Origin of the sequence: Pseudomonas knackmussii B13, assembly GCF_000689415.1 — a bacterium.
Taxonomy (GTDB): domain Bacteria; phylum Pseudomonadota; class Gammaproteobacteria; order Pseudomonadales; family Pseudomonadaceae; genus Pseudomonas; species Pseudomonas knackmussii.
This window is the reverse complement of record NZ_HG322950.1, coordinates 4,417,142-4,443,807: the sequence shown is the minus strand read 5'-3', so window position 1 is coordinate 4,443,807 and position 26,666 is coordinate 4,417,142. Positions and strand designations below refer to the sequence as shown.

General features: G+C 68.6%; 21 protein-coding genes. 12 read left to right on the top strand and 9 right to left on the bottom strand.

Annotated features, from left to right (window positions below; genetic code table 11):
• Positions 1-92: 92 nt before the first annotated feature.
• The 8 genes from acsA (at position 93) to PKB_RS20810 (ending at position 10,756) form a co-directional block, all read left to right on the top strand.
• Entirely contained in the window at positions 93-1,853 is a 1,761-nt protein-coding gene (gene acsA / locus PKB_RS20845; RefSeq protein ID WP_043254137.1) for an acetate--CoA ligase, read from the top strand.
• On the top strand, positions 1,850-2,839 hold the full coding sequence (gene pdhA / locus PKB_RS20840) for a pyruvate dehydrogenase (acetyl-transferring) E1 component subunit alpha (protein WP_043254135.1): 990 nt from the start codon (positions 1,850-1,852) through the stop codon (positions 2,837-2,839). Before acsA ends, pdhA begins: the two co-directional genes overlap by 4 nt.
• Positions 2,836-3,807 (top strand): alpha-ketoacid dehydrogenase subunit beta, encoded by a 972-nt coding sequence (locus PKB_RS20835; RefSeq protein ID WP_043254133.1) that lies wholly within the window; start codon positions 2,836-2,838, stop codon positions 3,805-3,807. The genes pdhA and PKB_RS20835 overlap by 4 nt, the downstream gene beginning before the upstream one ends.
• On the top strand, positions 3,804-4,946 hold the full coding sequence (locus PKB_RS20830; protein WP_043254131.1) for a dihydrolipoamide acetyltransferase family protein: 1,143 nt from the start codon (positions 3,804-3,806) through the stop codon (positions 4,944-4,946). Before PKB_RS20835 ends, PKB_RS20830 begins: the two co-directional genes overlap by 4 nt.
• 11 nt (positions 4,947-4,957) lie before the next feature.
• Positions 4,958-5,203: an acyl carrier protein gene (locus tag PKB_RS20825; RefSeq protein ID WP_043254129.1), complete on the top strand. Its 246-nt coding sequence runs from the start codon at positions 4,958-4,960 to the stop codon at positions 5,201-5,203.
• A 105-nt stretch (positions 5,204-5,308) separates the two neighbouring features.
• Positions 5,309-7,729, top strand: coding sequence for a Lon protease family protein (locus PKB_RS20820; RefSeq protein ID WP_043254128.1), 2,421 nt, complete (start codon positions 5,309-5,311; stop codon positions 7,727-7,729).
• A 267-nt stretch (positions 7,730-7,996) separates the two neighbouring features.
• Positions 7,997-8,209 (top strand): cold-shock protein, encoded by a 213-nt coding sequence (locus tag PKB_RS20815; RefSeq protein WP_043254125.1) that lies wholly within the window; start codon positions 7,997-7,999, stop codon positions 8,207-8,209.
• Positions 8,210-8,455: 246 nt separating this feature from the next.
• On the top strand, positions 8,456-10,756 hold the full coding sequence (locus PKB_RS20810) for a heavy metal translocating P-type ATPase (RefSeq protein WP_242411181.1): 2,301 nt from the start codon (positions 8,456-8,458) through the stop codon (positions 10,754-10,756).
• 263 nt (positions 10,757-11,019) lie between these two features.
• On the opposite strand, the gene putA is transcribed toward PKB_RS20810, so the two are convergent.
• The 3 genes from putA to PKB_RS20800 form a co-directional block, all read right to left on the bottom strand.
• Entirely contained in the window at positions 11,020-14,955 is a 3,936-nt protein-coding gene (gene putA / locus PKB_RS20805) for a trifunctional transcriptional regulator/proline dehydrogenase/L-glutamate gamma-semialdehyde dehydrogenase (RefSeq protein WP_043254123.1), read from the bottom strand.
• Positions 14,956-15,465: 510 nt separating this feature from the next.
• A complete protein-coding gene (locus tag PKB_RS30035) occupies positions 15,466-15,603 on the bottom strand; it encodes a hypothetical protein (protein WP_197539232.1) in 138 nt (45 codons plus the stop codon).
• Positions 15,600-16,337, bottom strand: a complete 738-nt coding sequence (locus tag PKB_RS20800) for a siderophore-interacting protein (RefSeq protein ID WP_043254120.1) — start codon at positions 16,335-16,337, stop codon at positions 15,600-15,602. The genes PKB_RS30035 and PKB_RS20800 overlap by 4 nt, the downstream gene beginning before the upstream one ends.
• A 78-nt stretch (positions 16,338-16,415) precedes the next feature.
• On the opposite strand from PKB_RS20800, the gene PKB_RS20795 reads away from it, so the two are divergent.
• Positions 16,416-16,847, top strand: coding sequence for a MarR family winged helix-turn-helix transcriptional regulator (locus PKB_RS20795; RefSeq protein WP_052355343.1), 432 nt, complete (start codon positions 16,416-16,418; stop codon positions 16,845-16,847).
• Between the two features lie 8 nt (positions 16,848-16,855).
• Here PKB_RS20795 and PKB_RS20790 read toward each other — a convergent pair whose 3' ends face one another.
• The 5 genes from PKB_RS20790 to PKB_RS20770 form a co-directional block, all read right to left on the bottom strand.
• A complete protein-coding gene (locus PKB_RS20790) occupies positions 16,856-17,887 on the bottom strand; it encodes an RNA methyltransferase (RefSeq protein WP_043254116.1) in 1,032 nt (343 codons plus the stop codon).
• A gap of 95 nt (positions 17,888-17,982) precedes the next feature.
• Positions 17,983-19,365 carry a nucleotide 5'-monophosphate nucleosidase PpnN gene (gene ppnN, locus PKB_RS20785; protein ID WP_043254114.1) on the bottom strand — a complete coding sequence of 461 codons (1,383 nt, stop codon included), beginning with the start codon at positions 19,363-19,365 and terminating at the stop codon, positions 17,983-17,985.
• Between the two features lie 253 nt (positions 19,366-19,618).
• On the bottom strand, positions 19,619-20,413 hold the full coding sequence (locus PKB_RS20780) for a sulfite exporter TauE/SafE family protein (protein ID WP_043254112.1): 795 nt from the start codon (positions 20,411-20,413) through the stop codon (positions 19,619-19,621).
• A 9-nt stretch (positions 20,414-20,422) separates the two neighbouring features.
• Positions 20,423-22,102 (bottom strand): bifunctional protein tyrosine phosphatase family protein/NAD(P)/FAD-dependent oxidoreductase, encoded by a 1,680-nt coding sequence (locus PKB_RS20775; RefSeq protein WP_043254109.1) that lies wholly within the window; start codon positions 22,100-22,102, stop codon positions 20,423-20,425.
• A 78-nt stretch (positions 22,103-22,180) separates the two neighbouring features.
• Positions 22,181-23,119, bottom strand: a complete 939-nt coding sequence (locus PKB_RS20770) for an MBL fold metallo-hydrolase (protein ID WP_043254107.1) — start codon at positions 23,117-23,119, stop codon at positions 22,181-22,183.
• Positions 23,120-23,264: 145 nt separating this feature from the next.
• Here PKB_RS20770 and PKB_RS20765 point away from each other — a divergent pair, with 145 nt between their 5' ends.
• Together PKB_RS20765 and PKB_RS20760 are read left to right on the top strand one after the other, a co-directional pair.
• Complete coding sequence (locus PKB_RS20765; RefSeq protein ID WP_236658313.1) at positions 23,265-23,915, top strand: peroxiredoxin; 651 nt, start codon at positions 23,265-23,267, stop codon at positions 23,913-23,915.
• Positions 23,912-24,310 (top strand): ArsR/SmtB family transcription factor, encoded by a 399-nt coding sequence (locus PKB_RS20760; protein WP_052355342.1) that lies wholly within the window; start codon positions 23,912-23,914, stop codon positions 24,308-24,310. The genes PKB_RS20765 and PKB_RS20760 overlap by 4 nt, the downstream gene beginning before the upstream one ends.
• 111 nt (positions 24,311-24,421) lie before the next feature.
• On the opposite strand, the gene PKB_RS20755 is transcribed toward PKB_RS20760, so the two are convergent.
• Positions 24,422-25,324 (bottom strand): alpha/beta fold hydrolase, encoded by a 903-nt coding sequence (locus PKB_RS20755; RefSeq protein WP_043254102.1) that lies wholly within the window; start codon positions 25,322-25,324, stop codon positions 24,422-24,424.
• Between the two features lie 545 nt (positions 25,325-25,869).
• Between PKB_RS20755 and PKB_RS20750 the strand changes: the two genes are divergently transcribed.
• On the top strand, positions 25,870-26,664 hold the full coding sequence (locus PKB_RS20750) for a substrate-binding periplasmic protein (protein ID WP_236658312.1): 795 nt from the start codon (positions 25,870-25,872) through the stop codon (positions 26,662-26,664).
• Positions 26,665-26,666: the final 2 nt, after the last annotated feature.

The window sequence follows — 26,666 nt, the reverse complement described above, 5'->3', positions numbered from 1 at the left end:
GATCGGGATCAAACCGGCCCTCCGGCACGGGGCTAGCCTGACTCGAAAGCGGCCCTGGACTCTCCTGTGCCAAGCGCGCCCGGAGGTGAACGATGCGTCCGGCTACCATCGACAAGCATCCCGAGGCGATGCCGGTGAAACCCAACTGGCCGGATGACGCCGAAGCCGCCGCCGGGTTTTCCTGGGAGATCGCCGCGCGCGAGTTGGCGCGGCTGCCTGGCGGCGGCCTGAACCTGGCCCATGAGGCGGTCGACCGCCACGCCCAGGGCGCGTGGCGCGAGCACGTCGCGCTGTGCCTCCTGGCCCGCGCCGGTGGGCGCCGCGAGGTCAGCTACGCCGAGCTGAGTCGCCTGAGCAACCGTTTCGCCAATGTGCTGCTGCGCCTCGGGCTTTCGCGGGGCGACCGGGTGTTCGTTCTCTGCGAGCGGGGCCTCGAGCTGTACCTCGCCGTGCTGGGTGCCTTGAAGAACGGCTGCGTGGTCACGCCGCTGTTCGCCGCCTTCGGCCCCGAGCCCCTGGAAACCCGCCTGCGCCTGGGCGAGTGCCGCCTGCTGGTGACCAGCCGCAGCCTCTACCGGCGCAAGGTGGCGGGGCTGCGCGGGCGCCTGCCGACGCTCGAACGAGTGCTGGTCTACGGCGGCGAGGGCGAACCGCCCCCCCAGGACGGCACTCTCGACCTGCAGCCGCTACTAGACGAGGCATCGGAGGACTTCGCGGTCGTGCCCTGCGACGAGGACACCCCATCGCTGCTGCATTTCACCAGCGGCACCACCGGTACGCCGAAGGGCGCGCTGCACGTGCACGGCGCGGCGCTGATGCACTACATCACCGGCAAGTACGCGCTGGACCTGCACCCGGACGACATCTACTGGTGCACCGCCGATCCGGGCTGGGTCACCGGCACTTCCTACGGCATCCTCGCCCCGCTGATGCTCGGCGTGACCAGCCTCGTCGACGCCGGCGACTTCGATGCGGCGCGCTGGTACGCGACCCTCGAACGCGAGCGGGTCAGCGTCTGGTACACGGCGCCGACGGCGATCCGCATGCTGATGCGGGCCGGGCCTGAACTGGCGCGGCGCCACCGCTTCCCGCAGCTGCGCTTCGTCGCCAGCGTGGGCGAGCCGCTGAACCCGGAGGCGGTGTGGTGGGGCCAGGACGTGCTGGGCCTGCCCATCCACGACAACTGGTGGCAGACGGAAACCGGCGGGATCATGATCGCCAACACCCTGGCCATGCCGATCAAGCCCGGCTCCATGGGCAAGCCGCTGCCGGGCATCGAGGCGGCCATCGTGCGGGTGAAGGGCGACGGCAGCCTGGAGCGCCTCGGCGACGACCAGCTCGGCGAACTGGCGCTGGGGCAGCCCTGGCCTGGCATGTTCCGCACCTACCTCGGCCAGGAGGAGCGCTACCGGCGCTGCTTCGTCGGCGACTGGTACCTCAGCGGCGACCTGGCCCGCCGCGACGTCGATGGCTACTACTGGTTCGTCGGCCGCAGCGACGACGTCATCAAGTCCGCCGGCCACCTGATCGGTCCTTTCGAGGTCGAGAGCGCGCTGCTGGAGCATCCGGCGGTGGCCGACGCGGCGGTGATCGGCAAGCCTGACGAATTGCTCGGGGAACGGGTCAAGGCGTTCGTCGCCCTGAACCCCGGCTTCTCCCCCGGCGATGCGCTGCGTGACGAACTGCTCGGGCATGCGCGGCTTCGCCTGGGCGCCGCCGTGGCGCCCAAGGAGCTGGACTTCCTCCCCAGCCTGCCGCACACCCGCAGCGGCAAGACCCTGCGCCGCCTGCTCAAGGCGCGCGAGCTGGGCCTGCCGGAAGGCGACACCTCGACCCTGGAGAATCCGCTATGAACGGACAGCCATCGCCACCGTCGCCGGCATTCGCCGTCGGCCTGCTGCGCGACATGCTGCGCATCCGCCGCCTGGAGGAGCGCGCCGCGGAACTCTACGGGCAGCAGAAGATTCGCGGCTTCCTGCACCTGTACATCGGCGAGGAGGCGGTGGCGGTCGGCGCCCTGCGCGCCCTGGCGGCGGACGATGCGCTGGTGGCCACCTACCGCGAGCACGGCCATGCGCTGCTCAAGGGCGTGCCGATGGACGCCATCATGGCGGAGATGTTCGGTCGCCAGGAGGGCTGCTCCCGCGGGCGCGGCGGGTCCATGCACCTGTTCGACGCGGCCACGCGCTTCTTCGGCGGCAACGCCATCGTCGGCGGCGGCCTGCCGCTGGCGGCGGGGCTGGCCCTGGCCGAGCGGCTGCAGGGCGGCAAGCGCCTGGTCGCCTGCTTCTTCGGCGAGGGGGCGATGGCCGAAGGGGCTTTCCACGAAACCATGAACCTGGCGGCGCTCTGGCAGTTGCCGATGCTGTTCTGCTGCGAAAACAACCTCTACGCGATGGGCACCGCGCTGGTTCGCTCGCAGTCGCAGACCGACCTGTGCGCCAAGGCCAGCGCCTACAAAATGCAGGCGCAGGCGGTGGACGGCATGGATGTGCTGGCCGTGCACGAGGCCAGTCGGCGGGCGGTGGAGTGGGTGCGCTCCGGGGCGGGGCCGTACTTCCTCGAGTTCAGGACCTACCGCTTCCGTGCGCATTCGATGTTCGACCCCGAGCTCTACCGCGACAAGGCCGAGGTCGAGCGCTGGAAGCTGCGCGACCCGATTCCGGCCTACCGCGCGCAACTGCTCGCCGAAGGCATGCTGGACGAGGGCGCCGCCGGCGCGCTGCTCGCCGAGGTCGAGCGGGAGGTGGAGGCGGCCGTCGCCTACGCCGAGGCCGGCACCCTGGAACCGGTGGAGACGCTGGCGCGGGATGTCTACACCGGGGAGGGCGCGCCATGAGCCACACCACCTACCGCGAGGCCCTGCGCGAGGCGCTTCGCGAAGCCCTGCTGCGCGATGAGCGGGTGTTCCTGATGGGCGAGGACGTCGGCCGCTACGGCGGCAGCTATGCGGTGTCCAAGGGCCTGCTCGAGGAATTCGGCGAAGCGCGCATCCGCGACACCCCGCTCTCCGAGCTGACCTTCGTCGGCGCCGGCATAGGCGCGGCGCTGGGCGGCATGCGGCCGATCGTCGAAGTCATGACGGTGAATTTCAGCCTGCTGGCGCTGGACCCGCTGGTGAACACCGCGGCCACCCTGCGGCACATGTCCGGCGGCCAGTTCTCGGTGCCCCTGGTCCTGCGCATGGCCACGGGCGCGGGGCGGCAACTGGCGGCGCAGCACTCGCACAGCCTGGAGGGCTGGCTGGCGCATATTCCCGGGCTGAAGATTCTTGCCCCGGCCACCCTGGAGGACGCTCGCGGCATGCTCTGGCCGGCGCTGCAGGACCCCGATCCGGTGCTGATCTTCGAGCATGCCCAGCTCTACAACCTGGAGGGCGAGCTGGATGCCGACGCGCCGGTGGACATCCGTTCGGCGAAGGTTCGCCGCGAGGGCAGCGACCTGACCCTCATCGCCTACGGCGGCACGCTGCACAAGGCCCTGGCCGCCGCCGAGCAACTGGCGCAGGAGGGCATTTCCGCCGAGGTCATCGACCTGCGCGTACTGCGCCCGCTGGACGACGCCACGCTGCTGGCTTCGCTGCGCAAGACGCGGCGGGTGCTGGTGGTCGACGAGGCCTGGCGCAGTGGCGGGCTGTCCGCCGAGATCCTCGCGCGCCTCACCGAGCAGGGCTTCTATGAGCTGGATGCGCCGCCGGCGCGGCTTTGCAGCGCGGAGGTGCCGATCCCCTACGCCAAGCACCTCGAAGACGCGGCCTTGCCGCAGGTGCCCGGCATAGTCGCGGCGGCCAGGGGGTTGCTGGGATGATCGAATTCAACCTGCCATCGCTGGGCGCCGACATGGACGAGGGGACCTTGCTGGAGTGGAAGGTGCGCCCCGGCGACAAGGTCGAGCGGGGCCAGGTGGTGGCCGTGGTGGACACCGCCAAGGCGGCGGTGGACGTGGAGTGCTGGCAGGCCGGCGAGGTCTTCGAGTTGCTGGTCGAGCCGGGGAACAAGGTGCCGGTCGGCACCCTGCTGGCGACCCTGCTGGAAGCCGGCGAGACGGCGGCCAACGCGCAGCGCCACGCGCGGCGGGCAGGTCCGGCCGTGGCGGCGGAGGCGCCGTCACCCGGGGCGATTCCCGGCGCGCCGGCCAGCACCCGTCCGCGGATATCCCCGGCGGCGCGCCTGCGGGCCGCCGAGTTGGGCCTCGACGTCGCGAACTTGCGCGGTACCGGACCGCAGGGCGCGGTGACTCTTAGTGACGTCGAGGCGGCCCGGCCGGTCGCGGCGGTCGATCGCAACGCCGCCATGCGCCAGGCCATCGCCAGCGCGATGAGCCGCTCCAAGCGCGAGATTCCGCACTATTACCTGATGGAAAGCCTGGACCTCGGGCCGCTGCTGGCTTGGCTGCAGGCGTACAACGCGCCGCTGCCCCCGGAACGCCGCCTGTTGCCGGCGGTGGCCCTGCTCAAGGCGGTGGCGCTGGCGCTGCGCGACTACCCGCAGCTCAACGGCAGCTGGCGCGACGGCGCCTTCCACCCGGCCGACGGCATTCACCTGGGCGTCGCCATCGCGTTGCGCCAGGGCGGGCTGGTGGCGCCGACCCTGCATGCGGTCGCGGACAAGGACCTGCCGACCCTGATGGACGATTTCGTCGATCTCGTTCAAAGGGCTCGCGCCGGCTCGTTGCGAAGCTCCGAGCTCGAGGGAGCGGGACTGACCGTCACCCTGCTCGGCGACCAGGGGGCGGAGAGCGTGTTCGGCGTGATCTATCCGCCGCAGGTGGCGCTGGTTGGCTTCGGCCGCATCGCCGAAAGGCCCTGGGTCGATGGCGGCGAGCTGTGCGTGCGGCCGCAGGTCAACGCGAGCCTGGCGGCGGACCACCGGGTAAGCGACGGCCACTACGGCGGACGTTTCCTGGCCGGGATACACCGCCTGCTGAAGCATCCCGGCGACCTGTGAGGAGGTGAGAGATGGACGAGGCGGCGATCCGTGCCGAGGTGCTGCAGGCCCTGAAGACGGTCGCGCCGGAGATCGATCCGGCGACCTTGCGGGGCGACCGGGTCCTGCGCGAGGAAGTCGACCTGGACTCGATGGACTGGCTGCGCTTCCTGACGCTGCTGCACCAGCGCCTGGGCGTCAGCATCCCCGAGGAGGACTACTGGCGTTTCGAACGGCTGGACGACCTGGTCGGCTACCTGCTCCCACGCCTGGCCTGATGCGGCTCGTCGGAGGGCGCCGGCCGGCCATGGCTGGCCGCAGGGCTTGGACTTAACTCTAGGAGTGCTCGCCCCCGCGAAGGTCCCGCACCGAGGAGTTGCACCGTGCCGCCGCATCCCGAATTGACCGTCCCGCAGCTCTACCAGGCCTGCGACCTGGAGGCGCTGGGCTGCGCCAGCAGCGCCGATCTCGCCGACCTCGACGGCGGTCTTGGCCAGGAGCGCGCGCTCGGCGCCCTGCGCTTCGGCATCGGCATCCGCCACGAGGGCTACAACCTCTATGTGATGGGCTCGCCGGGGCTGGGCAAGCATGCCATCGTGCGCCAGCTGCTCGGCCGCCAGGCGCCCTTGCTGGAGGCACCGAACGACTGGTGCTATGTCAACAACTTCCGCACCCCGCACAAGCCGCGCGTGCTGCGCCTGCCGGCAGGCACCGGGTGCAACCTCGACGGCGACCTGCGGGCGCTGGTGCGGCGCTTGATCGTGGCACTGCCGGCGGCATTCGACAGCGCCGAGTACCGCAGCGCCGTGCAGGGCATCAAGGACAAGTTCAAGAACCGCGAGGATCAGCTGTTCGGCGATGTCGAGGCGGCGGCCAAGGAGGCCGGCATCGTGCTGCTGCGCACCCCGGCGGGCTTCACCCTGGCGCCGACCAAGGACGGCGAGGTGATGGACGCCGAAGCCTTCGGCAAGCTGCCCGAGAGCGAGCGGCGGCAGATCGACGAGCACACCGAGCAGATCAGCCAGCTGCTGCGCCAGACCGTGCAGCAGGTCGCCCAGGCCAGCCGCGACCACGACCTGCAGATCGAGCAGCTGAACCAGGCGGTGGCGCGTGCCACCGTGGACCGTCAGTTCAACCACCTGGCCGGCCAGTACGCTCACCTGGAGCAAGTGGCGCTGTACCTCGACGAGGTCAAGCGCGACATGATCGAGAAGGGCCTGGAGCTGTTCGGCTCGGCGCCGGCCGAGCGGATGCTCGATCACCAGCGGCTGACGCCGTTCAATCGTTACTTCGTCAACGTGCTGGTGGATAACGGCGCCAGCGATGATGCCCCGCTGGTCTACGAGGACTTCCCGAGCTACCAGAACCTCTTCGGGCGCATCGAGCACCAGGCGATGATGGGCACGCTGCACACTGACTTCACCCTGATCAAGGGGGGCGCGCTGCACCGTGCCAACGGCGGCTACCTGCTGCTCGATGCGCGCAAGCTGCTGCTTACCCCTTTCGCCTGGGATGCGCTCAAGCGCGCCCTGCAGGCCGGCGAGCTGCGCATCCAGTCACCGGAACAGTTGCTCAGCCTGGCCAGCACCATCTCACTGGAACCGGACCCGATCCCGCTGCGGGTCAAGGTGGTGCTGATCGGCGATCGCCTGCTGCATCACCTGCTGACCCAGCTGGACCCGGAGTTCCCGCTGCTGTTCAAGGTCCAGGCCGATTTCGCCGAGGACATGCCGCGCAGCGCCGACAGCGCGCGTCTCTATGCCCGCCTGCTGGCCACGCTGCAGCGCCGCGAGCGCCTGCGCGTGCTGGAGACCGCCGCCATCGGCCGACTGATCGAGGAAGCGGCTCGGACCGCCGACGACGGGGAGAAGATGACCCTGAACATGCAGGCGCTGCTCGACCTGCTGCACGAGGCCGACTACTGGGCCGGCGAAGGCCGCCAGGAGCTGATCCGCCGCGAGGACGTCGAGCGCGCCGTACAGGAACGCCGGCAACGCGCCGGGCAGATCCGCGAGCGCCAACTGGAGGCGACCCTGCGCGACCTGCGGCACATCGAGACCGACGGCAAGCGGGTGGCGCAGATCAACGGGCTGTCGGTGCTGCAGCTGGGCGGGCAGACCTTCGGCCAACCGGCGCGGATCACCGCTACCGCGCGCCTGGGCGACGGCAAGCTGATCGACATCGAGCGCGAGGTGGAACTGGGCGGCGCGCTGCACTCCAAGGGCGTGCTGATCCTCTCCGCCTGCCTGGCCAGCCGCTTTGGCGGGCGCCAGCCGCTGTCCTTCGCCGCAACCCTGGTGTTCGAGCAGTCCTACGGCGGGGTGGACGGCGACAGCGCCTCGGCCGCCGAGCTCTGCGTGCTGCAGTCGGCGCTCGGCGAGTTGCCGCTGCGCCAGGACCTCGCGATCACCGGCTCGGTGGACCAGCACGGGCGGCTGCAGGTGATAGGTGGGGTCAACGAGAAGATCGAGGGTTTCTTCGACCTCTGCGCGGCGCGTGGCCTGACCGGCAGCCAGGGTGTGATCATTCCGCAGGGCAACGTCTGTCACCTGATGCTGCAGCGAAGCTTGCTGGATGCAGTGGCCGAGGGGCGCTTCCACATCTACGCCGTGGAACACGCCGAGCAGGCCATGGAGCTGCTCACCGGGCTGGAGGCCGGGGTCGCCGACGCCGACGGGCGCTTCCCCGCCGGCACCGTGCACGGGGCGTTGCAGGCGCGCCTGGAGGCCTTCGCCGAACTGCGCCGGCGCTTCGCCGAGACGGCCGCGCCAGCGGGGAGTCCCGAGCAGGGAAGCGCGCCATGACGTCCCGGCGTCGCCGGCGTGCTCGGGCCCTGCTGGCGCTCGTCGTAACGACTCGAAAGGCGCCGACCGCCTATCCGAATGCCCTTCAATTTACTGCAGAGGCTTACAAACCGCCGCCGACCCTGTATCCTGCTCGCCTGCCTGCTCTGTTTAGCGGCCCGTCTTGATGCTCGATTTCGAATTCCATCTCCACGGTATCCCTTCACTTTGCATTCAGTCATCTACAGTCCATACGGCTGGGCAATTCCTACTTTGGAGAAACACATCATGGCAAATCGCCAAAACGGTACCGTCAAGTGGTTCAACGCCGAGAAAGGCTTCGGCTTCATCACCCCTGAGAGCGGTCCGGACGTATTCGTTCACTTCCGTCAGATCGAAACCAACGGCTACAAGACCCTGGACGAAGGCCAGCGCGTCAGCTTCATCGTGACCCAAGGCGCCAAGGGTCCGCAGGCCGAGCAGGTTCAGATCGTTTCGTAAGCGATCGCACCGTCGAAAAACCCGCAATGCATGCATTGCGGGTTTTTTTATGGGCGCGATTCGGGCTCGGACCCTGGTGGCGTTTCCCCGCACCCTCCGGTTGCCAGCTCGAGCGAGAGGGAATGCGCCTTGTGCTTCACCGCCCGCCAGGGCGCGGCGCCAATGCGCGCTTGCACCTAGTCTGATGAGGCACGCCTGCCCATCGCTGGGGCGGGACATGAAGCATCGTCGGGAAAGGTGGGTTCCGTGAATCGGGGATCGCTCGACCACTGGCTGCGCTGGCGCGAGCCGGCACTGTTGCTGCTTACCGCGCTGGGCTTGTTGCTCGGCGGCTTGGCCTACGCCCTGGACCAACCGTCGCTGGCCGCCGGCTGCTGGACTTCGGGGGCGGTGATGATGGCGCTGCTGTTGGCCGTCGAGATCGTCCAGCGCCTGCTACGGGGCGAGACCGGAGTGGACCTGGTCGCCTTGCTCGCCATAGGTGCGGCCCTGGCCTTCGGGCAATGGCTGGTGGCGGCGGTGGTGGCGCTGATGCTGGCCAGCGGGCGGACCCTGGAGTTCTACACCTCGCGGCGCGCCGAGCGTGAGCTGCGTGCGCTGGTCGACCGTGCGCCGCGCTTCGCCTGGCTGGAGGAGGGCGGCGACCTGCGCCGCGTGCCCATCGAGCAGGTGCGGCCCGGGCAGGTGTTGCTGGTGCGCCTGGGCGAAGTGGTGCCGGTCGATGGCCGCCTGCTCAGCCCCAGCGCCAGCCTCGACGAGTCGGCGCTGACCGGCGAGTCGTTGCCGGTGACGCGCCGCCAGGGCAGCCCGTTGCTCAGCGGGGTGGTCAACCTTGGCGAGCCGCTCCAGCTGCAGGCCACCCAGGGCGCGGCCGAAAGCACCTATGCCGGGGTGGTGCGCCTGGCCGAGGCGGCACGCAGCTCGCGTGCGCCCTTCGTGCGCCTGGCCGACCGTTACGCGCTGCTGTTCATCCCCGCGACCCTGCTGCTCTCCGGACTCGCCTGGCTGTTCAGTGGCGACCCTTTGCGCGCTTTAGCGGTGCTCGTAGTGGCTACGCCCTGTCCGCTGATTCTTGCGGTACCCATCGCCATCATCGGCGGCATCTCGCGGGCGGCCCGGCGCGGCATCCTGATCAAGGATGGCGCCACCCTGGAGGCGCTGGCCGAAGTGAGCCAGCTGTATCTCGACAAGACCGGCACCCTCACCAGCGGCCAAGTGCGCCTGCTGTCGGTGGAGGTCAACGGCAGCCGCGACGCGGGCCAGTTGCTGACCTGGGCCGCTTCGCTGGCGCAGGCCTCGGTGCACCCGATCTCCCAGGCCATCGTCCAGGCCGCGCAGCAGCAGCGGTTGGCGCTGCAAGCGCCGCAGGCGGTGGAGGAAAGCCCCGGCGCCGGGCTCGCCGGACAGGTCGACGGCCATCGCGTGCGCCTGGGGACGCTGTCCTTCGCCCGTGCCGGGGCGGAGGCCGGGCGCTGGGCGGCGAGCATCCTGCGGCGCATGGACTACGCCGCCTGTGGCGGCAGCTTCGTCGAGGTGGACGGCGAGCTGGCCGGCGCGCTGCTGTTCGCCGACCGCGTGCGCCGGGAAACGCCACGTGTGGTACGGCGCCTGCGCGCGGTGGGGGTCGAGCGGATCGTCATGCTCACCGGCGACCGCCTGGAGACCGCCGAGATGATTGCCCTGGCTGCCGGCATCGACGAGCTGCACGCCGGGCTGTCGCCGGCGGACAAGGTACGCGCGGTGAAGGAAGGAGGGGCAGCCGGTCGCACGCTGATGGTCGGCGACGGGATCAACGACGCGCCGGCCCTGGCGGCGGCCGATGTCGGTGTGGCCATGGGCGCCGCCGGCGCCAGCGCCTCCTCCGAAGCGGCCGGGGTGGTGCTGCTGGTCGATCGCCTGGATCGCCTGGTCGAGGCGCTGGATATTGCCCGCCATACCCGCGCCATCGCCCGCCACGGCGTGCTGGCCGGCATGGGGCTGTCGCTGCTGGCCATGCTGGTGGCGGCTTGCGGCTTCCTGCCGGCGCTGGCTGGCGCGGTAGTGCAGGAGCTGATCGACGTGGCGGTGATCGCCTACGCCCTGCGTGCCCTGGGAACGCGACGCGGGCAGGCGGAATTGCTGAGCGGTGAGCAACTCGACCGGTTGAGCGACGAGCACGCCCAGCTCGGACGCCTGCTGGCGCGCCTGCAGCAACTGGCCGGGGAGTTCGCGCGGTTGCCGGAGGACGCGGCCCGGGAGGCGCTCAACACGCTGGTCGACGACCTGCAGCGCCTGCTTGCCGAGCATGAGCGCGACGACGAGCGAAAGCTCTATCCGCTGCTGTCGGCACGCCTGGCCGGCGAAGACCCGTTGTCGGCGCTCAGCTACGGCCATCGCGAGATCTTCCGCCTGATCCTGCTGCTGGCACGGATGCGCGACGACCTGCAGCAGGACCCGGCCGCCGTGCCGCTGGACGAGGTGCAGATGCTGCTGGTCCGCCTGGACACCCTGGTGCGGCTGCATTTCGAGCAGGAGGAAGAGCTGTACCAGTATCTCGACAGACGCTAGCTGGGGGCTGCGGGGATGGACCCTGTAGGAGCGAGCTTGCTCGCGAACCGATTCGGCAGGGAGCCGTTCGCGAGGAAGCTAGCTCCTAGGGGCGGGTAGCCCCGTCGCGGCGCCTGCCGGGTGGGCAGGCGCAGGCATGTAGATGCCAGAAGGGAAGGGCCGCAGTACCGGGCGGGTAGCCCCCGGTTTCGGTGTACCGCGGTATGCGCCCAAGGGCGCGAGTGGAGCCGGCGGCGGCCCGGGTAGGGCCGCCGCCTTTTTCATCAGCCGATGGTCATCAGGCTGGCGTTGCCGCCCGCGGCGGCGGTGTTGACGCTGAGTGCGTGCTCGACCAGCAGGCGCTCCATCGGCACGTCGGTTTCGCCCTTGGCCAGGCCGTGCACGCCGACGATGGCGCCCTTGCGCTTGGCGGCCTGCTCGCAGACTGCGCGCAGCTGGTCGGAATCGCCGTGGTGGAGGATGGCGTCGAAGGCGGCGTCGGCGGCGGTCCAGTCGTTGACCAGCTCAATGCGCTTCTGCACGTCCTTCGGCAGGCTGTCGCGCAGCTCGCGCTGGGACGCCGGCCATACGACCAGGCTGCCCACCGCGAGGGTCGCGGCCAGTTGCACCAGCAGGTCGCTGCGCTCTTCGGCAAGGTTCAGCACGCGTTCGCGCGGCAGCAGGGTGTAGGTGTTGCGCTCGCCGGTCGGGCCGGTCAGCACGTGGCAGCTGTAGCTCTGCGCCAGTTCGGCGAACTCGGCGGCCAGCTTGGCCAGTTCCGGCTCCTGCTTGCCAGCCCAGTCGCGCAGGGCTTGCAGGGCTTTCGCCTGCTCGGCCGGGCGCTCCAGGGCCTGCTTGGCGTCGCCGGCCAGTTGCTGGGCCACCGCATCGCGCGGGCGGGTCGACAGCAGGCGGTACAGGTACAGCGGGCCGCCGGCCTTCGGGCCGGTGCCGGAGAGGCCTTCGCCGCCGAAGGGCTGCACGCCGACCACGGCGCCGACGATGTTGCGGTTGACGTAGAGGTTGCCGACGTGGGCGGCCTCGACGACCTGGTTGATGGTCTCGTCGATGCGGGTGTGCACGCCGAGGGTCAGGCCGTAGCCGGAGGCGTTGATCTGCGCCAGCAGCTGGTCGAGGTCGGAGCGCTCGTAGCGCACCAGGTGCAGCACCGGGCCGAAGATCTCGCGCTTGAGCTCGTCGAAGCTGTCCAGTTCGATCAGGGTCGGCATGACGAAGGTGCCGCGCATGATCTCCTCGCCGTTCACGCGAGCGGCCTGGAACACCTTGCGGCCTTTGTCGCGCATGGCCTGGATGTGCTTGTCGATGTTGGCCTTGGCCTCGGCGTCGATCACCGGGCCGATGTCGACGTTCAGGCGCTCCGGCGAGCCCATGGCGTATTCGGCCATGGCGCCCTTGAGCATCTGCACCACGCGGTCGGCCACGTCGGCCTGCACGCACAGCACGCGCAGGGCCGAGCAGCGCTGGCCGGCGCTGTCGAAGGCGGAGTTGATCACGTCCACCACCACCTGCTCGGCCAGGGCCGAGGAGTCGACGATCATGGCGTTCATCCCGCCGGTCTCGGCGATCAGCGGAATGGCGCGGCCCTGGGCATCCAGGCGGCCGGCGATGTTGCGCTGGAGGATGCCGGCCACCTCGGTGGAGCCGGTGAACATCACGCCGCGCACGCGCTCGTCGCCCACCAGGCGGGCACCGACGGTTTCGCCGCGGCCCGGCAGCAGTTGCAGCACGCCGGACGGAAGGCCGGCTTCGATGAGGATGCGCACGGCTTGCGCGGCGATCAGCGGGGTCTGCTCGGCCGGCTTGGCCAGCACGGTGTTGCCGGCGGCCAGGGCGGCGGCCACCTGGCCGCTGAAGATCGCCAGCGGGAAGTTCCACGGGCTGATGCACACCACCGGGCCCAGCGGACGGTGGCTGTCGTTGGCGAAGCCGCGTGCCTGGGCTGCGTAGTAGCGCAGGAAGTCCACCGCCTCGCGTACTTCGGCGATGGCGTTGGCGAAGGTCTTGCCGGACTCGCGCACCAGCAGGCCCATCAGCTGCTGCATCTCGCCTTCCATCTGGTCGGCGGCGCGCTCCAGCGCGGCGGCGCGTTCGGCCGGCAGGGTGGACTGCCAGATCGGACCGCTGGCCTGGGCGCAGAGCAGCGCGGCCTTGACGTCGGCTTCGCTGGCCTCGTGCACCTGGCCGACGAGGTCGCGGTGGTCGGCCGGGTTGCGCACGGCTTCGGCCGCCAGCGGCGCCGGGGTGTCGTTGCCGAGCACCGGCTGGGCGACGTAGGCGTGGTTGGTGCTGGAGAGCAGCGCCGAGCTCAGCGAGCCGAGGCGGTGTTCGTTGGCGAGGTCGAGGCCGGCGGAGTTGGCCCGGGCGTCGCCGTACAGGTCACGCGGCAGCGGGATGCGCGGGTGCGGCAGGCCGAGGGTGCCTTCCTGGGCGGCCATCTTCTCGACTTGCTGCACCGGGTCGGTGACCAGGTCCTGCAGGGAGATGCTGTGGTCGGCGATGCGGTTGACGAAGCTGGTGTTGGCGCCGTTTTCCAGCAGGCGGCGGACCAGGTAGGCCAGCAGCGTCTCGTGGCTGCCGACCGGGGCGTAGATGCGGCACGGACGGTTGAACTTGCCGTCGGCGACCTTGCCCACCACTTGCTCGTACAGGGGCTCGCCCATGCCGTGCAGGCACTGGAACTCGTACTGGCCCGGGTAGTAGTTCTGCCCGGCGATCTGGTAGATGGCCGCCAGCGAGTGGGCGTTGTGGGTGGCGAACTGCGGGTAGATGGCTTCCGGCACCGCCAGCAGCTTGCGCGCGCAGGCGATGTAGGAGACGTCGGTGTACGGCTTGCGGGTGTAGACCGGGTAGCCTTCCAGGCCGTTGACCTGGGCGGCCTTGATCTCGCTGTCCCAGTAGGCGCCCTTGACCAGGCGGATCATCAGGCGGTGGCGGCTGCGCTTGGCCAGGTCGATGACGTAGTCGATCACGTACGGGCAGCGCTTCTGGTAGGCCTGGATGACGAAGCCGATGCCGTTCCAGCCGGCCAGGCTCGGCTCGAAGCACAGGCGCTCGAGCAGGTCGAGGGAGATTTCCAGGCGGTCGGCTTCCTCGGCGTCGATGTTCAGGCCGATGTCGTACTGCTTGGCCATCTGCGTGAGGTTCAGCAGGGTCGGGTACAGCTCTTCCATCACCCGGTCGTACTGCGCGCGGCTGTAGCGCGGGTGCAGCGCCGAGAGCTTGATGGAGATGCCCGGGCCTTCGTAGATGCCGCGGCCGTGGGAGGCCTTGCCGATGGCGTGGATGGCCTGCTCGTAGGAGGCCAGGTAGCGCTTGGCGTCTTCCTCGGTCAGCGCGGCTTCGCCGAGCATGTCGTAGGAGTAGCGGAAGCCCTTGCTCTCCATGGTGGTGGCATTGGCCAGGGCTTCACCGATGGTCTCGCCGGTGACGAACTGCTCGCCCATCAGGCGCATGGCCATGTCCACGCCCTTGCGGATCAGCGGCTCGCCGCTCTTGCCGATGATGCGGTTGAGCGAGGAGGTCATGCCCGCTTCGGTGTGGGTGGACACCAGCTTGCCGGTGATCAGCAGGCCCCAGGAGGCGGCGTTGACGAACATCGACGGGCTCTGGCCCAGGTGCTGGCTCCAATTGCCGTTGGCGATCTTGTCGCGGATCAGGGCGTCGCGGGTGGCCTTGTCCGGGATGCGCAGCAGCGCCTCGGCCAGGCACATCAGCGCCACGCCTTCCTGGGACGACAGGGAGAACTCCTGCAGCAGGCCCTGCACCAGGCCCTGGCGGCCGCCGGCGCTCTTCTGGTTGCGCAGCTTCTCGGCGATGCCCAGGGCCATCTTGTTGGCCGCGTCAGCCAGGGCCTGCGGCAGGCGCGCCTGCTCCAGCAGCATCGGCAGGGCTTCGGTTTCCGGGCGGCGGTAGGCCGAGGTGATGGCGGCGCGCAGCACGGACTGCGGCAGGATGCTCTCGGCGAACTCGAGGAACACCTGCAGGCCCTGTTCGCTCAGCGCTTCCAGCGATTCTTCGCCGGCTGCGGCTGCCAGGCCGGCGTGGGCGGCGGGGTTCAGGCCCCCTTCGATCTGTTCCAGGTAGTTGAAGATGGCCTGCTTGATCAGCCAGTGCGGGGTGCGCTCGATGGTCTGCGCGGCTTGCTTGAGGCGTTCACGGGTGGCGTCGTCAAGTTTCACGCCAAGGGTGGTGGTGGCCATGGTTCTACCTGTTCTTGGAAAGGGGCACGACAAAGTGGCGAGAATATAAACGTCGGCATTCTCGGGTGCAACCAGGTGCAACCGCGTCTTTCGCAGGTTTCAGAACGTCCGGTTGGTAGTCTGTTTCTCCCTGTCAGAGGCCGGTTTTGCTGGGCTCGCCATCGGTGATGGCAGGCTGTTGAGTGTTTTGGCCGGCTGCCCGGCCGAGCGCCTGGACCGCCTTCGAGGCGACGAGGTGCAACCCTTTCGTCGGGAGGGCTCCGAGGTGGTTCTCCTTGCAAGGAGGGCACTGCAAGGACAGTGCCGGTTCACGACGAGTGGCGTCGCACCGCCAAGCTCGCGGGGCGTGCAGGTGCCTGGCGATGGGGTTGCCCTTGGAGTCAGCCGGTGGTGTTACCACGCGTAGCGCTGGCGGCCGGCAATGGGTGCAGCCTGCGGCGGGGCAAGGAGCAGCGGAAGGTGCGCGAAGTTGGGGCGCCGGCCGCGCTGGCAATGGGCCGGTCGGCGGATTCAGGCGTCGGCCGGCTCGCGGGTTTCCGTGCGGCCGGCGTAGATCATCGGTTCGATGGTAAAGAGCATGCCCGGCTCCAGCCGCAGCGCCTTGTCGAGTTCGGCCGGGGTGCGGCGGCGGATCGGCGGGCGTTTCACTGGCTGAGTTCCTCGTGGTGATCGGATTCGCCCTGGCGCCAGTAGGCGGCGATGCGCATGGTTTCCTTCAGCTGGCCCTTCTCCTGGGTCAGCAGGTTGCGCACGCGGACCATGCTGGCGGACTCGCCGGCGCCCCAGCAGAAGCCTTCGCCTTCGGGCAGTTGCAATGCCTCGACGGCGGCCAGCAGTTGTTCGCTGCTATCGAACCATTGCAGTTGAACATCGGCGGCGCTGTCGAACGCGCGACGATCGGCGGCCTCGACCTGCAGCAGGACAATGGCGCGGGTGCCGGCCGGCAGTTCCTCCAGGCAGCGATGCACGGCGGGCAGGCCGGTGGCGTCGGCGATCAGCAGGCGCCAGGCGAAATCGGTGGGGACGATCATCGAGCCGCGCGGCCCGCCGATCACTGCCGCATCGCCGACCTGCGCATTCTCGGCCCATTGGCAGACCTTGCCGTCGCCGTGCAGGGCAAATTCCACGGTCAGCTCGCGGGCCTGTCGGTCGAAGCGGCGCGGGGTGTAGTCGCGGCGCACGGTGTTGCCGTCGGCGTCGTCGAACATGAACTTGATGTGGTCGTCGAAACCGGCGGAGACGAAGTCCGCCAGGGCTTCGCCGGCAAAGGTGAGGCTGATGAAGTGCGGGCTGATGCGCTCGCGGCGGACGACTTCGACTTCGCGCATGCGCAGTTCGTGGCGGATGCGCTGGACGCGGCGTTGTACGGTGGCTTGGGTCATGGCTTGCCCTCGTGGGCTATGGTTGATAATGTCAACAAATCCTAAGAACTAGTAGTTGATATTGTCAACCATATAGCCGTGAAAACCGACGATCCGCTCGAACTCATCCACGCCGTCATGCACCTGTACCGCTCGCGGCAGTACCGCGAATTGCGCGACGGTCCCCACGAGCTCACGCACATGGAGTTCAAGGTGCTGGGCTTTTTCGCCCGCCATCCGGGCGCGACCCAGCGTGACCTGGTGCAGCACAGCGGGCGCGACAAGGCGCAGATCGCCCGGCTGATCCAGGGCCTGCGCCAGCGCGAGTTGCTCGACGCCAGCGCCGACGAGCAGGACAAGCGCAGCCTCTGCCTGAGTCTGAGCGAGGCGGGGGAGACGGTATACGGCGTGGTCGCGCGCCAGGGCCGGCGCCTGTCCGAGGTGGCGGTGCAGGGCTTCAGCGCCGAAGAGAAGCAGGCACTCGCGGCGTTGCTGGAGCGGGTGCGCGAGAACCTCGAAGACGAAGGCTGATGCCCGACTCAGGCGTCCAGCTGGCGGACGTCCAGGCGTTCTACCGTGCGGGCACGTAGTTGCCCGCAGCCGCCATCGACGTCCTGCCCGGCGCTGTTGCGCACCTTGGTCAGCACGCCGCGGCTGTGCAGGTAGCGGACGATCTCGACGATGCGCTCGCCGTCCGGGCGCTGGTAGGCGTCGCCTTCCAGGGCGTTGAAGGGGATCAGGTTGAGCACCGCGAACTTGCCCTTGAGCAGGCGCAGGATGCCGTCCAGCTCGTCCTGGCCATCGTTGACGCCCTTGAGCAGGGTCCACTGGTACTGGATCGGGTAGCTGACCTCGCGGGCGTAGGTTTCGCCCAGTTCGACCAGTTCGTCCGGGGTGATCTTCGGTGCCTTGGGCAGCAGGTGCTCGCGCAGCTCGGCCTTGGTGGTGTGCAGCGAAAGCGCGAGGGCCGGCTTCACCTGTTGTTGTGGCAGGCGCTCGAACACGCGCGGATCGCCGACGGTGGAGAACACCAGGTTCTTGTGGCCGATGCCGGCGCTGCTGCCGAAGATGTCGATGGCTTCGAGCACGTTGTCGAGGTTGTGCGCCGGCTCGCCCATGCCCATGAACACCACTTTCTTCACCGGGCGCAGTCGCCGCGCCAAGACCAACTGGGCGACGATCTCGCTGCTGTGCACCTGGCGCAGCAGACCGCTCTTGCCGGTCATGCAGAAACGGCAACCGACCGCACAGCCGACCTGGGTCGATACGCACAGACCGCCGCGCGGCAGCAGCACACTCTCGACCATCTGGCCGTCGGCCAGGCTCACCAGCAGGCGCTCGGAGCCGTCGCCGGCCGGGTGGCGGGAATGCAGGCGGGCCAGGCCGTCGAGCGCCGCGCTCAGCTCGGGCACGGCATTGCGCACCGCCAGCGGCAGGAAGTTCTCGCTCGCCTGGCGGCGCGTGCCGAGGTCCAGCGGCTGGCCCTGCAGCCAGGCACGCAGCATCCGCGCGCGGTGCTTGGGCAGCGCGCCGAGGTCGGCGAGGCGTTGGTCGAGTTCGGTCAGGCGCATGGGGCGCGCATGCTATCACCGGGCATGCGTGCCGCGTAGCGCTGGCCGTCCGTTGGGAGGGGAAGGGCGGGGCCGGACGAGCCGGCCCCGCTGTTTCAGGCGCCGCTGCCGACCACCCGGTAGCACGGCTTGTAGGCCGCGCCGCCGGGCAGCTTCATGCGGTGTTGCTTGACGAAGGCCTGCAGCAGGTCGTCCAGCGGCTTCATCACCTGGTGGTCGCCGTGGATCTCGTAGGGGCCGTGCTCCTCGATCAGGCGCACGCCGTTCTCCTTCACGTTGCCCGCGACTATGCCGGAGAAGGCCCGGCGCAGGTTGGCGGCCAGCTTGTGCGGCGGTATGTCTTTCGTGAGCTGCAGCGCGGCCATGTTCTCGTGGGTCGGGTCGAACGGACGCTGGAAGCGCTCGTCGATCTTCAGCAGCCAGTTGAAGTGGAAGGCGTCGTTGCGCTCGCGGCGGAACTGCTTGACCTCCTTGAGCCCCTTTGCCATTTCCCGCGCCACTTCCGCCGGATCGTCGATGAGGATGCGGTAGCGACGCTGCGCGGCTTCGCCGAGGGTGGCGCCGACGAAGGCATGCAGCTGTTCGAAGTAGGGCGCGGCGCTCTTCGGCCCAGTGAGCAGCAGCGGGAAGGGCAGCTCCTGGTTGTCCGGGTGCATGAGGATGCCCAGCAGGTAGAGGAACTCCTCGGCCGTGCCCACGCCGCCGGGGAAGATGATGATGCCGTGGCCGACGCGGACGAAGGCTTCCAGGCGCTTCTCGATGTCCGGCAGGATCACCAGTTCATTGACGATCGGGTTCGGCGCCTCGGCGGCGATGATCCCCGGCTCGGTCAGGCCCAGGTAGCGGCCACCGTGGTGGCGCTGCTTGGCGTGGCCGATGGTGGCGCCCTTCATCGGGCCCTTCATCACGCCGGGGCCGCAACCGGTGCAGACGTCGAGGTTACGCAGGCCCAGCTCGTGGCCGACCTTCTTGGTGTACTTGTATTCCTCGGTGCTGATGGAGTGGCCGCCCCAGCACACGACGATCTTCGGCTCGACGCCGGCGCGCAGGGTGCGGGCGTTGCGCAGCAGGTGGAAGACGTAGTCGGTGATGCCCGCCGAGCTGTTCAGGTCGACGCGCTGGTTCTCCAGCTCGCTGGCGGTGTAGACGATGTCGCGCAGCGCGCTGAAGAGCATTTCGCGGGTGCCGGCGATCATCTCGCCATCGACGAAGGCGTCGGCCGGCGCGTTCAGCAGTTCCAGGCGCACGCCACGGTCCTGCTGGTGGATGCGGACCTCGAAGTCGCGGTAGGCGTCGAGGATGGTCTTGGCGTTGTCGATACGAGCGCCGGTGTTGAGGATCGCCAGCACGCACTGGCGGAAGAGCTGGTAGAGGTTGCCCGAGCCGGCTTCGCTGAGTTGCGCCACTTCGCGCTGGGACAGGGTTTCGAGGGTGCCCTTGGGGCTGACCGAGGCATTGATGGTGGGTCTGTGGGACATTACAGCTTCCATGTATTCGGATGCCGCTGGGGCATCTGGGTACTTCAACCGCGCGGCGGCGGTGTCCTGCCCCGGGGGCCGCAAGGGCGGCCGCTGAAGGGTGGGGCTTACCTGGATAGTAGTGCGAGTTTTATGACTGCTGCGAGTCCGTTTGGCTGCAGCGCACTCTCGGTTGGACCGCCGGATGGGGCGCTGTGTTCGCTGCTTCGCGGATGATCGCCGCGCGCTCGCCGGCGTGGGGCGCCGGATCGACTCAGATCACGCCAAGCGCGCCAAGGCTGCGATAGAGCATGTAGAGCGCGGTCGCGCCGATCATGGTGGCGGAAACCAGGTTGAGCAGCCCCTGGCTGCGCGACAGGCGCGTGGCCAACAGGGCGCCGAGCAGGCCGCCGCCGATGCCGCCTGCGATGAACACCAGCGCCAGCATCCAGTCGACCAGCCCGGAACGCGCGTAGTTGAGCGCGGTGGTCAGGCCGAAGGCGGTGACCGCCACCAGCGAGCTGCCGACGGCGAAGAGGATCGGCATGCGCGTGGCGACCATCAGTCCGGGGACGATGAGGAAGCCGCCGCCGATGCCGAAGAACCCCGAGAGCGCCCCGGCCAGTCCTCCGAAGGCCGCCAGGCGAGGGGCGTTGCCCGGGCCGAGTGCGACACTGGCGTCGCCCTCGCTGCCGCGTCCGCGCACCATGAGGGCGGCCACCACCAGCATCAGCAGCGAGAACAGCACCAGCAGCTTCTGTCCGTCGAAGGCCTTGCCCAGGCTGGAGCCGAAGAACGCGCCTATCACCCCGACCACCGCGAAGACCGATGCGCACGGCCATTTAACGTTGCCACGGCGGGCGTGATTGAGCAGGTTCGCCGCGGCGTTGGCGGCCACCGCCAGGGCGCTGGTGCCGATGGCGATGTGCGGGTTGTCGACCCCGACCAGGTAGACCATCAGCGGCACGGCGAGGATCGAGCCGCCGCCGCCGACCAGGCCGAGGGTGAAGCCGACCAGCGAACCGGCGGCGGCGCCGAGCAGGTACTGCAGCAAGCTCAGGGTCGGCATGGCGGCTCCTCAGGCGCTTGCAGCGGTGGTGTGGCGGGCCGGTGCGCAGAGCCATTCGCGGCCCTTGAGCATGGCGTTCCAGTACAGGCTCGGCAGCGCCTCGGACTTCAGGTGCCAGGCGAGGCTCGAGGGACGACGGCCGTCGATCAGCCAGCGCGGGAAGGTCGGCAGCAGCTTGCCGCCATAACCGAACTCGGCGAGCACGATCTTGCCGCGCTCCACGGTCAGCGGGCAGGAGCCATAGCCGTCGTACGCCGCCTGCAGCGGCTGGTCGTCGAGGCAGGCGAGGACGTTCTCCGCCACCACCGGCGCCTGCTTGCGCGCCGCCGCGGCCGTCTTGGCGTTGGGCGCGGCGCTGACGTCGCCGAGGGCGAAGACGTTGGCGAAGCGCTGGTGGCGAAGGGTGTTGTGATCGACATCGATCCAGCCGCTCTCGCTGGCCAGCGGACTGCGGCGGATGAAGTCCGGCGCGGTCTGTGGGGGGCAGACGTGGAGCATGTCGAACTCGCGGGTTTCCTCGATGCGCTGGCCGTTGGCATCGGTGCGAGCGAAGGTCGCGGTGCGCGCGGGGCCATCGACGGCGACCAGGGTCGAGCCGAAATTGAGCTGCGCGCGGTAGCGCTCGACGTACTCCATCAGTGCCGGGACGTAGGCTTCGACGCCGAACAGCGCGGCGCCGGCGGTGTGGAACTGGATGTCGATGCCGTCCAGGCGGCCGCTGCGGCGCCAGTGGTCGGCCGACAGGTACATGGCCTTCTGTGGTGCGCCGGCGCACTTGATCGGCATCGGCGGCTGGGTGAAGAGCGCGCGGCCGCTGTGCAGGCCGCGTACCAGTTGCCAGGTGTAGGGGGCGAGGTCGAAGCGGTAGTTGGAGGTCACCCCGTTGCGCCCGAGCGTCTCGGCCAGGCCGGGGATCGATTGCCAGTCGAGCTTGATGCCGGGCGCGACCACCAGGGTGCGGTATCGCAGGCTATCGCCATTGGCCAGGATCACTCGGTCGTGCTGCGGTTCGAAGGCGGCCGCGGCGGAGCGCTCCCAGGCCACGCAGTCGGGGATCAGCGAGGCCATGGGGCGCACGGTGCGCTCCTGGGTGAAGACGCCGGCGCCGACCATGGTCCAGCCTGGCTGGTAGAAGTGCTCGGAAGCCGGCTCGACCACGCAGATGCGCAGGTCCTGGCGACGCTTGAGCAGGCTGGCGCAGGTGGCCAGGCCGGCAGCGCCGGCGCCGATCAGGACCACGTCGTAGAGCGGCTCGCGAAGATTGGCCGGGCGGGCCGCGCGATGCAGGCGCCAGTGCAGGGTGGAGAGATCGAAGCCGGCGCGGGTGGTGGCGGCGAGGATCTGCTCCAGCGGCCGTCGGTCGGCCTGGCTCAGTGCCCATAGCGAGGCCGAGCGCATGCCGCTGCGGCAGTAGGCGAGCAGCGGGCCGGGTCGTTCGGCCAGGGCGGTGGCGAAGGCGGCGACCGCGGCCTCGTCGATGGCGCCGCTGACGACCGGAATGTGCACGAAGTCGATGCCGTGGGCTTGGGCGGCTCGTGCGATGGCATCGCTACCGGGTTGATCGGCGGCTTCGCCGTCGGGGCGATTGCATATCAGGGTGCGGAAACCGGCGGCGGCCAGTTCCGGGATGTCTTCCGGGCGAATCTGCGCGGCGACGGCGAATCCGTCGTCGAGGTCGAGACGATGCATGGGGTTACCTCGTGCGGCGGCGCTGCAAGGCAAGGAGTGGGCGAGGCGCCGGCCGCCGCGGCGCCTCGCTCGCGCTGCTCACAGGAGGTTCAGTGGCAGCTTCAGGTAGCTCACGCCGTTGTCTTCCGGCTCCGGCAGGCGGCCGCCGCGCATGTTCACCTGCACCGAGGGCAGGATCAGGCGCGGCATGGCGAGGGTGGCATCGCGCGCATCGCGCATGGCGACGAATTCGCCTTCGGCAATGCCTTCGTGGATGTGCACGTTGTGGCAGCGCTGTTCGCCGATGCTGGATTCCCAGACGTAGTGGTCGCGGCCGGGCGCCTTGTAGTCGTGGCAGAGCAGCACGCGAGTGGCGTCCGGCAGCGCCAGCAGGCGTTGCACCGAGCGGTAGAGGGTGGCGCTGTCGCCGCCGGGGAAGTCGCAGCGGGCGGTGCCGTAGTCGGGCATGAACAGGGTGTCGCCGACGAACACCGCGTCGCCGATCACGTAGGCCATGCATGCGGGGGTGTGGCCGGGTACGTGCAGGGCGATGGCTTCGAGATTGCCGATACGGAAACTTTCGCCATCCGCGTAAAGATGATCGAACTGGCTGCCGTCGCGGGCGAAGGCGCTGCCCTCGTTGAAGATCTTGCCGAAGGCTTGCTGCACCACCGTGATCTTCTCGCCGATGGCGAGGCGTCCGCCCAGTTCCTGCTGCAGCAGCGGCGCGGCGGACAGATGGTCGGCGTGGGCGTGGGTCTCCAGCAGCCATTCGACGTGCAGGTCGTGTTCGCGGACGAAGGCCATTACGGCGTCGGCAGAGGTACTGCTGGTGCGGCCGCTGGCAGCGTCGAAGTCGAGCACGCTGTCGATGATGGCGCAGGCCTGGCTGGACGGGTCGCGCACCACATGGCTGGCGGTGAAGGTGGCTTCGTCGAAGAAGGAGGTGATCTGCGGGCGCCTGGCCGGGGCGGCCTGGGTGGCTTCGACCAGCGCGATGGCGCGGGTCAGGGCCTGATCGGGGTTCGCGGACGTCATGCTGACATCTCCTGCGGCATTGACTTAAATCATGCTTACATTATTTAAGTAATTACGCAATTGTAATCTCGGAAATACCGTCATCGACGCTACCGAGCCCTGGCGTTAGCATGGCGGGCCTGTTCATTCGAGGATGCCGAGCACCGTGGAACCCATCGTCAGCCCCGCACCTGCCATGCCGCCCCTGCGGCAGAACGACCGTGCGCCGGAGTTTCGCGCACGCACCACCCGTGGCGATGTCGCCTTGAGTGATTATCGTGGGCGTTGGCTGTTGCTGTTCTCCCATCCGGCGGATTTCACGCCGGTGTGCACCAGCGAGTTCATCGCCTTCGCCCGTGCCAAGCCGCGCTTCGATGCGCTGGGATGCGAGCTGCTCGCGCTGTCGGTGGACGGCCTCTATTCGCACCTGGCGTGGATCCGGGACATCCACGAGCGCTTCGGCGTGGCCATCGACTTCCCGATCATCGAGGACCCGTCCATGGCCATCGCCCGTGGCTACGGCATGGTCGCCGCCGATGCCAGCGACAGCTCGACAGCTCGCGTCAGCTATGTGATCGACCCGGAAGGCATCATTCGCGCCATGAACTGGTACCCGATGAACGTCGGTCGCTCGGTCGATGAGCTGTTGCGCCTGGTGGCTGCGCTGCAGGCCAGCGATCGCTACGGCGCTTCCACCCCGGAAGGCTGGCAGCCGGAGCAACCGCTGCTCGAGCCGGTGGCCCTCGACGCACGCGAAGCCCTGGCGTTGAAGCCGGCCGACGACGAGGCCTGGTACTACCGCTGGAGACGCCCGTGACAGCGCTGGCCGCCGTCGAGCTGGAGGCGCTCAAGGCGCGCGCCAATGACGCCGCCGAGCTGCTGCGCCTGTTGGCCAACCCGACGCGCCTGCTGCTGCTCTGCCACATCGCCCGTGGCGAATGTTCGGTGGCCGAGCTGGAACGCGACCTGGGCCTGCGCCAGCCGGGCTTGTCGCAGCAGTTGGCCGAACTGCGCCAGAACCAGTTGGTGAAGACTCGCCGCGAGTCGCGCTCGATCTACTACAGCATCGCCGATGCGCGTGTGCAGGTGATGCTCGATGCGCTCCACGAGGCCTTGTGCGGCGATCCGCAGCTTCGCGAAGGCTCCGTGCAGGAGTCGGACGGCACTGCGCGGCACGGCGAAAGCGCGCGTTTCGCGCAGATCATTCGCTGAGCGCGGATTGCTGGCACGCGGGCCGGCCCTACCGCGCCTGCGGCCTGGGTATCCGCTGGCGGCAACGACGGGCCGTGATGCGGGAGGCGTCTCCCGCCTTCACGAGCCCGCTCAACTGGCCAGGGCGGCGACCGGGATACCCTGCAGGTTGGGGTGGTAGCCGTTGCCCAGGGACAGGCTGACCGGCTGGCGTTGCGGACGCAGGAAAGCCAGCATGGCGTCCTGGGTTTCCTGCCAGGCCTGCTTGTGCTCGACGTCGATGAAGTGCCCTGCATTGCGGATGGTGCGGAACTCGCAGTCGCGGATCAGTTGCTGGAACTGCCGTGCGTCGCCCGGCGTGGTGTACAGGTCCATCTCGCCATTGAGGAACAGCAGCGGGATGTCGATGGCGGCGAAGTCTTCCATGTAGTTCTCGGTGCTGAGCTTGAACACCTGGCAGATGTGGTAGTGCATCTGCAGGTACTCGTGCTCGTCGAGACCGGCGACGTGGCGGAAGTTGTAGCGCTTGAACAGCTGCGGCAGGTAGCGGCCGATGGTCTCGTTGACCAGGTTGGCCACGTTCGCCCGGTCGCACGCCGCCAGGTAATCCATGCCGCGGTGCAGGTAGTCCAGCATGGCCGCATTGAAGACTGGCGAGAACGAACTGATTACCGCCTTGCGGATGCGGCTTGGGCGCTGTGCCAGGGCCAGCAGGGCAGCCACGCCGCCCCACGAGAAGGACATCACCACGTCGGCGCGGAAGTGCTCGATCAGGCCCAGCAGCAGCTGCGCTTCGTACTCCTTGGTGATGAATTCGCCCGGCGCGTTGAATGCCTTGGACCCGCCCGCATAGGGCTGGTCGTAGCAGACCACGTTGAAGTGCGGTTGCAGGTACTTCACCGTTTGCGCAAAGGAGGCGGTAGTCGACAGCGAGCCGTTGACCAGGATGATGGTCTGGCGTGCTTCCCTGTTCGCATAGAACTCCGTGTAAACCCGGTGTTGCAGAATCTCGACGACGGCGGTTTCCGGCCTCATGTCGCTTCCTCCATACGCAGCTCGAATGGACGCACCCGACTATCGGATGCAGAGGACTACCAGGCAGAGGAAAACGCTTTGAGGTGACAACTTCATTGCACCCAGCGAAACTTCATAAATTCTTTATTTTCAACAGCTTATGTTTCAAATAGAGCGAAGCGCAAAGCCCTTGTGGAGGCTGTGCGAGGGTACTGGGCAGGTATTTCGAAAGGGCCTGGCGGGGAGGTGCCGGGCGGATGGAGCTTCTTAGAAGTATTGCGTGACCGGTGAGTCACGCATGGGGCAGAGTTAAGCAGGACGGTCCGAGCCACGCAACCCCGTCGGAACCGGCGAGTCACATTTTTTCGCTGCTTGGCCGGCGGATTCCGACGAACTGCGTTTGTCCGGCAAAAGGCCAGCGCCCTATTACACTTTCCCACTAGTCGTTTCCTCAGCATCGCCCTGCCGCGGAAGAGGTAGTTGCACTCCTCCCTGGCCGACACAACGGATGGGTCGGTTCCATGGTCTTGTTCCCTGTCTTGCGCATCGGGCTGCTGTGCGCCCTCATGAATTGCGCCTCCCTGTATGCGGCCGCGGAAGACCGCTACGGCTGCGCTACGCCGGTGCGCCTGGCGTTCTATCCACACCCGATCCTCTACGAGGACGGCAAGGGCATGGATGTCGATGTGGCCACCGAACTGGCGCGTCGCAGTGGCTGCCGCTTCGAGGTTTCGGTCCGGCCCCGTGCGCAGATCTGGCAGGACATCGAGAGCGGCGAGGTGGACCTGACCATGAGCGGCGTGGCGAGCCCCGACCGCCTGCGACTGGCGTACTTCATTCCCTACCTGTACCTGCGTGAGCGCCTGATCGTGCCGCTCGAACAGTCCATGGACCTGCACGACCTGAACGATTTCCGCGCGCGGCCCGGTGTGCGCCTGGGCGTGATCAGCGGCTACCGCCACGGCACCTACCTCGACGCCATATTGCGGATCATGGCCGCCGACGGGCAGTTGAGGGAGTACCCCGACGAGCGCGGCAGCTTCGCCGCCCTGCAAAAAGGCGAGGTGAACGGGCTGATCGGGCACGCGCTGGTGCTCTCCACCGTTCTGAGCGATCCGGCCATGCGCCATCGCTACCGCGTGATCGAGCTGAATGCGCCGGGCGTGGCGCGTGGACTGGTGCTCTCGCGCCGTCACTTCAGCGCCGCGCAGAGCGCCGAGTGGTTGCGCCTGCTCGAGGACCTGCGCCTGGACGGTGGCCTCTCCAGAATCCTCCTTCGCAACGCGCCGCTGGATATCGCGGCATCGTTGCTCGACAACGGTTATCGCGCGCCTGCGGGCGACCTGGACAAGCAACCATGACC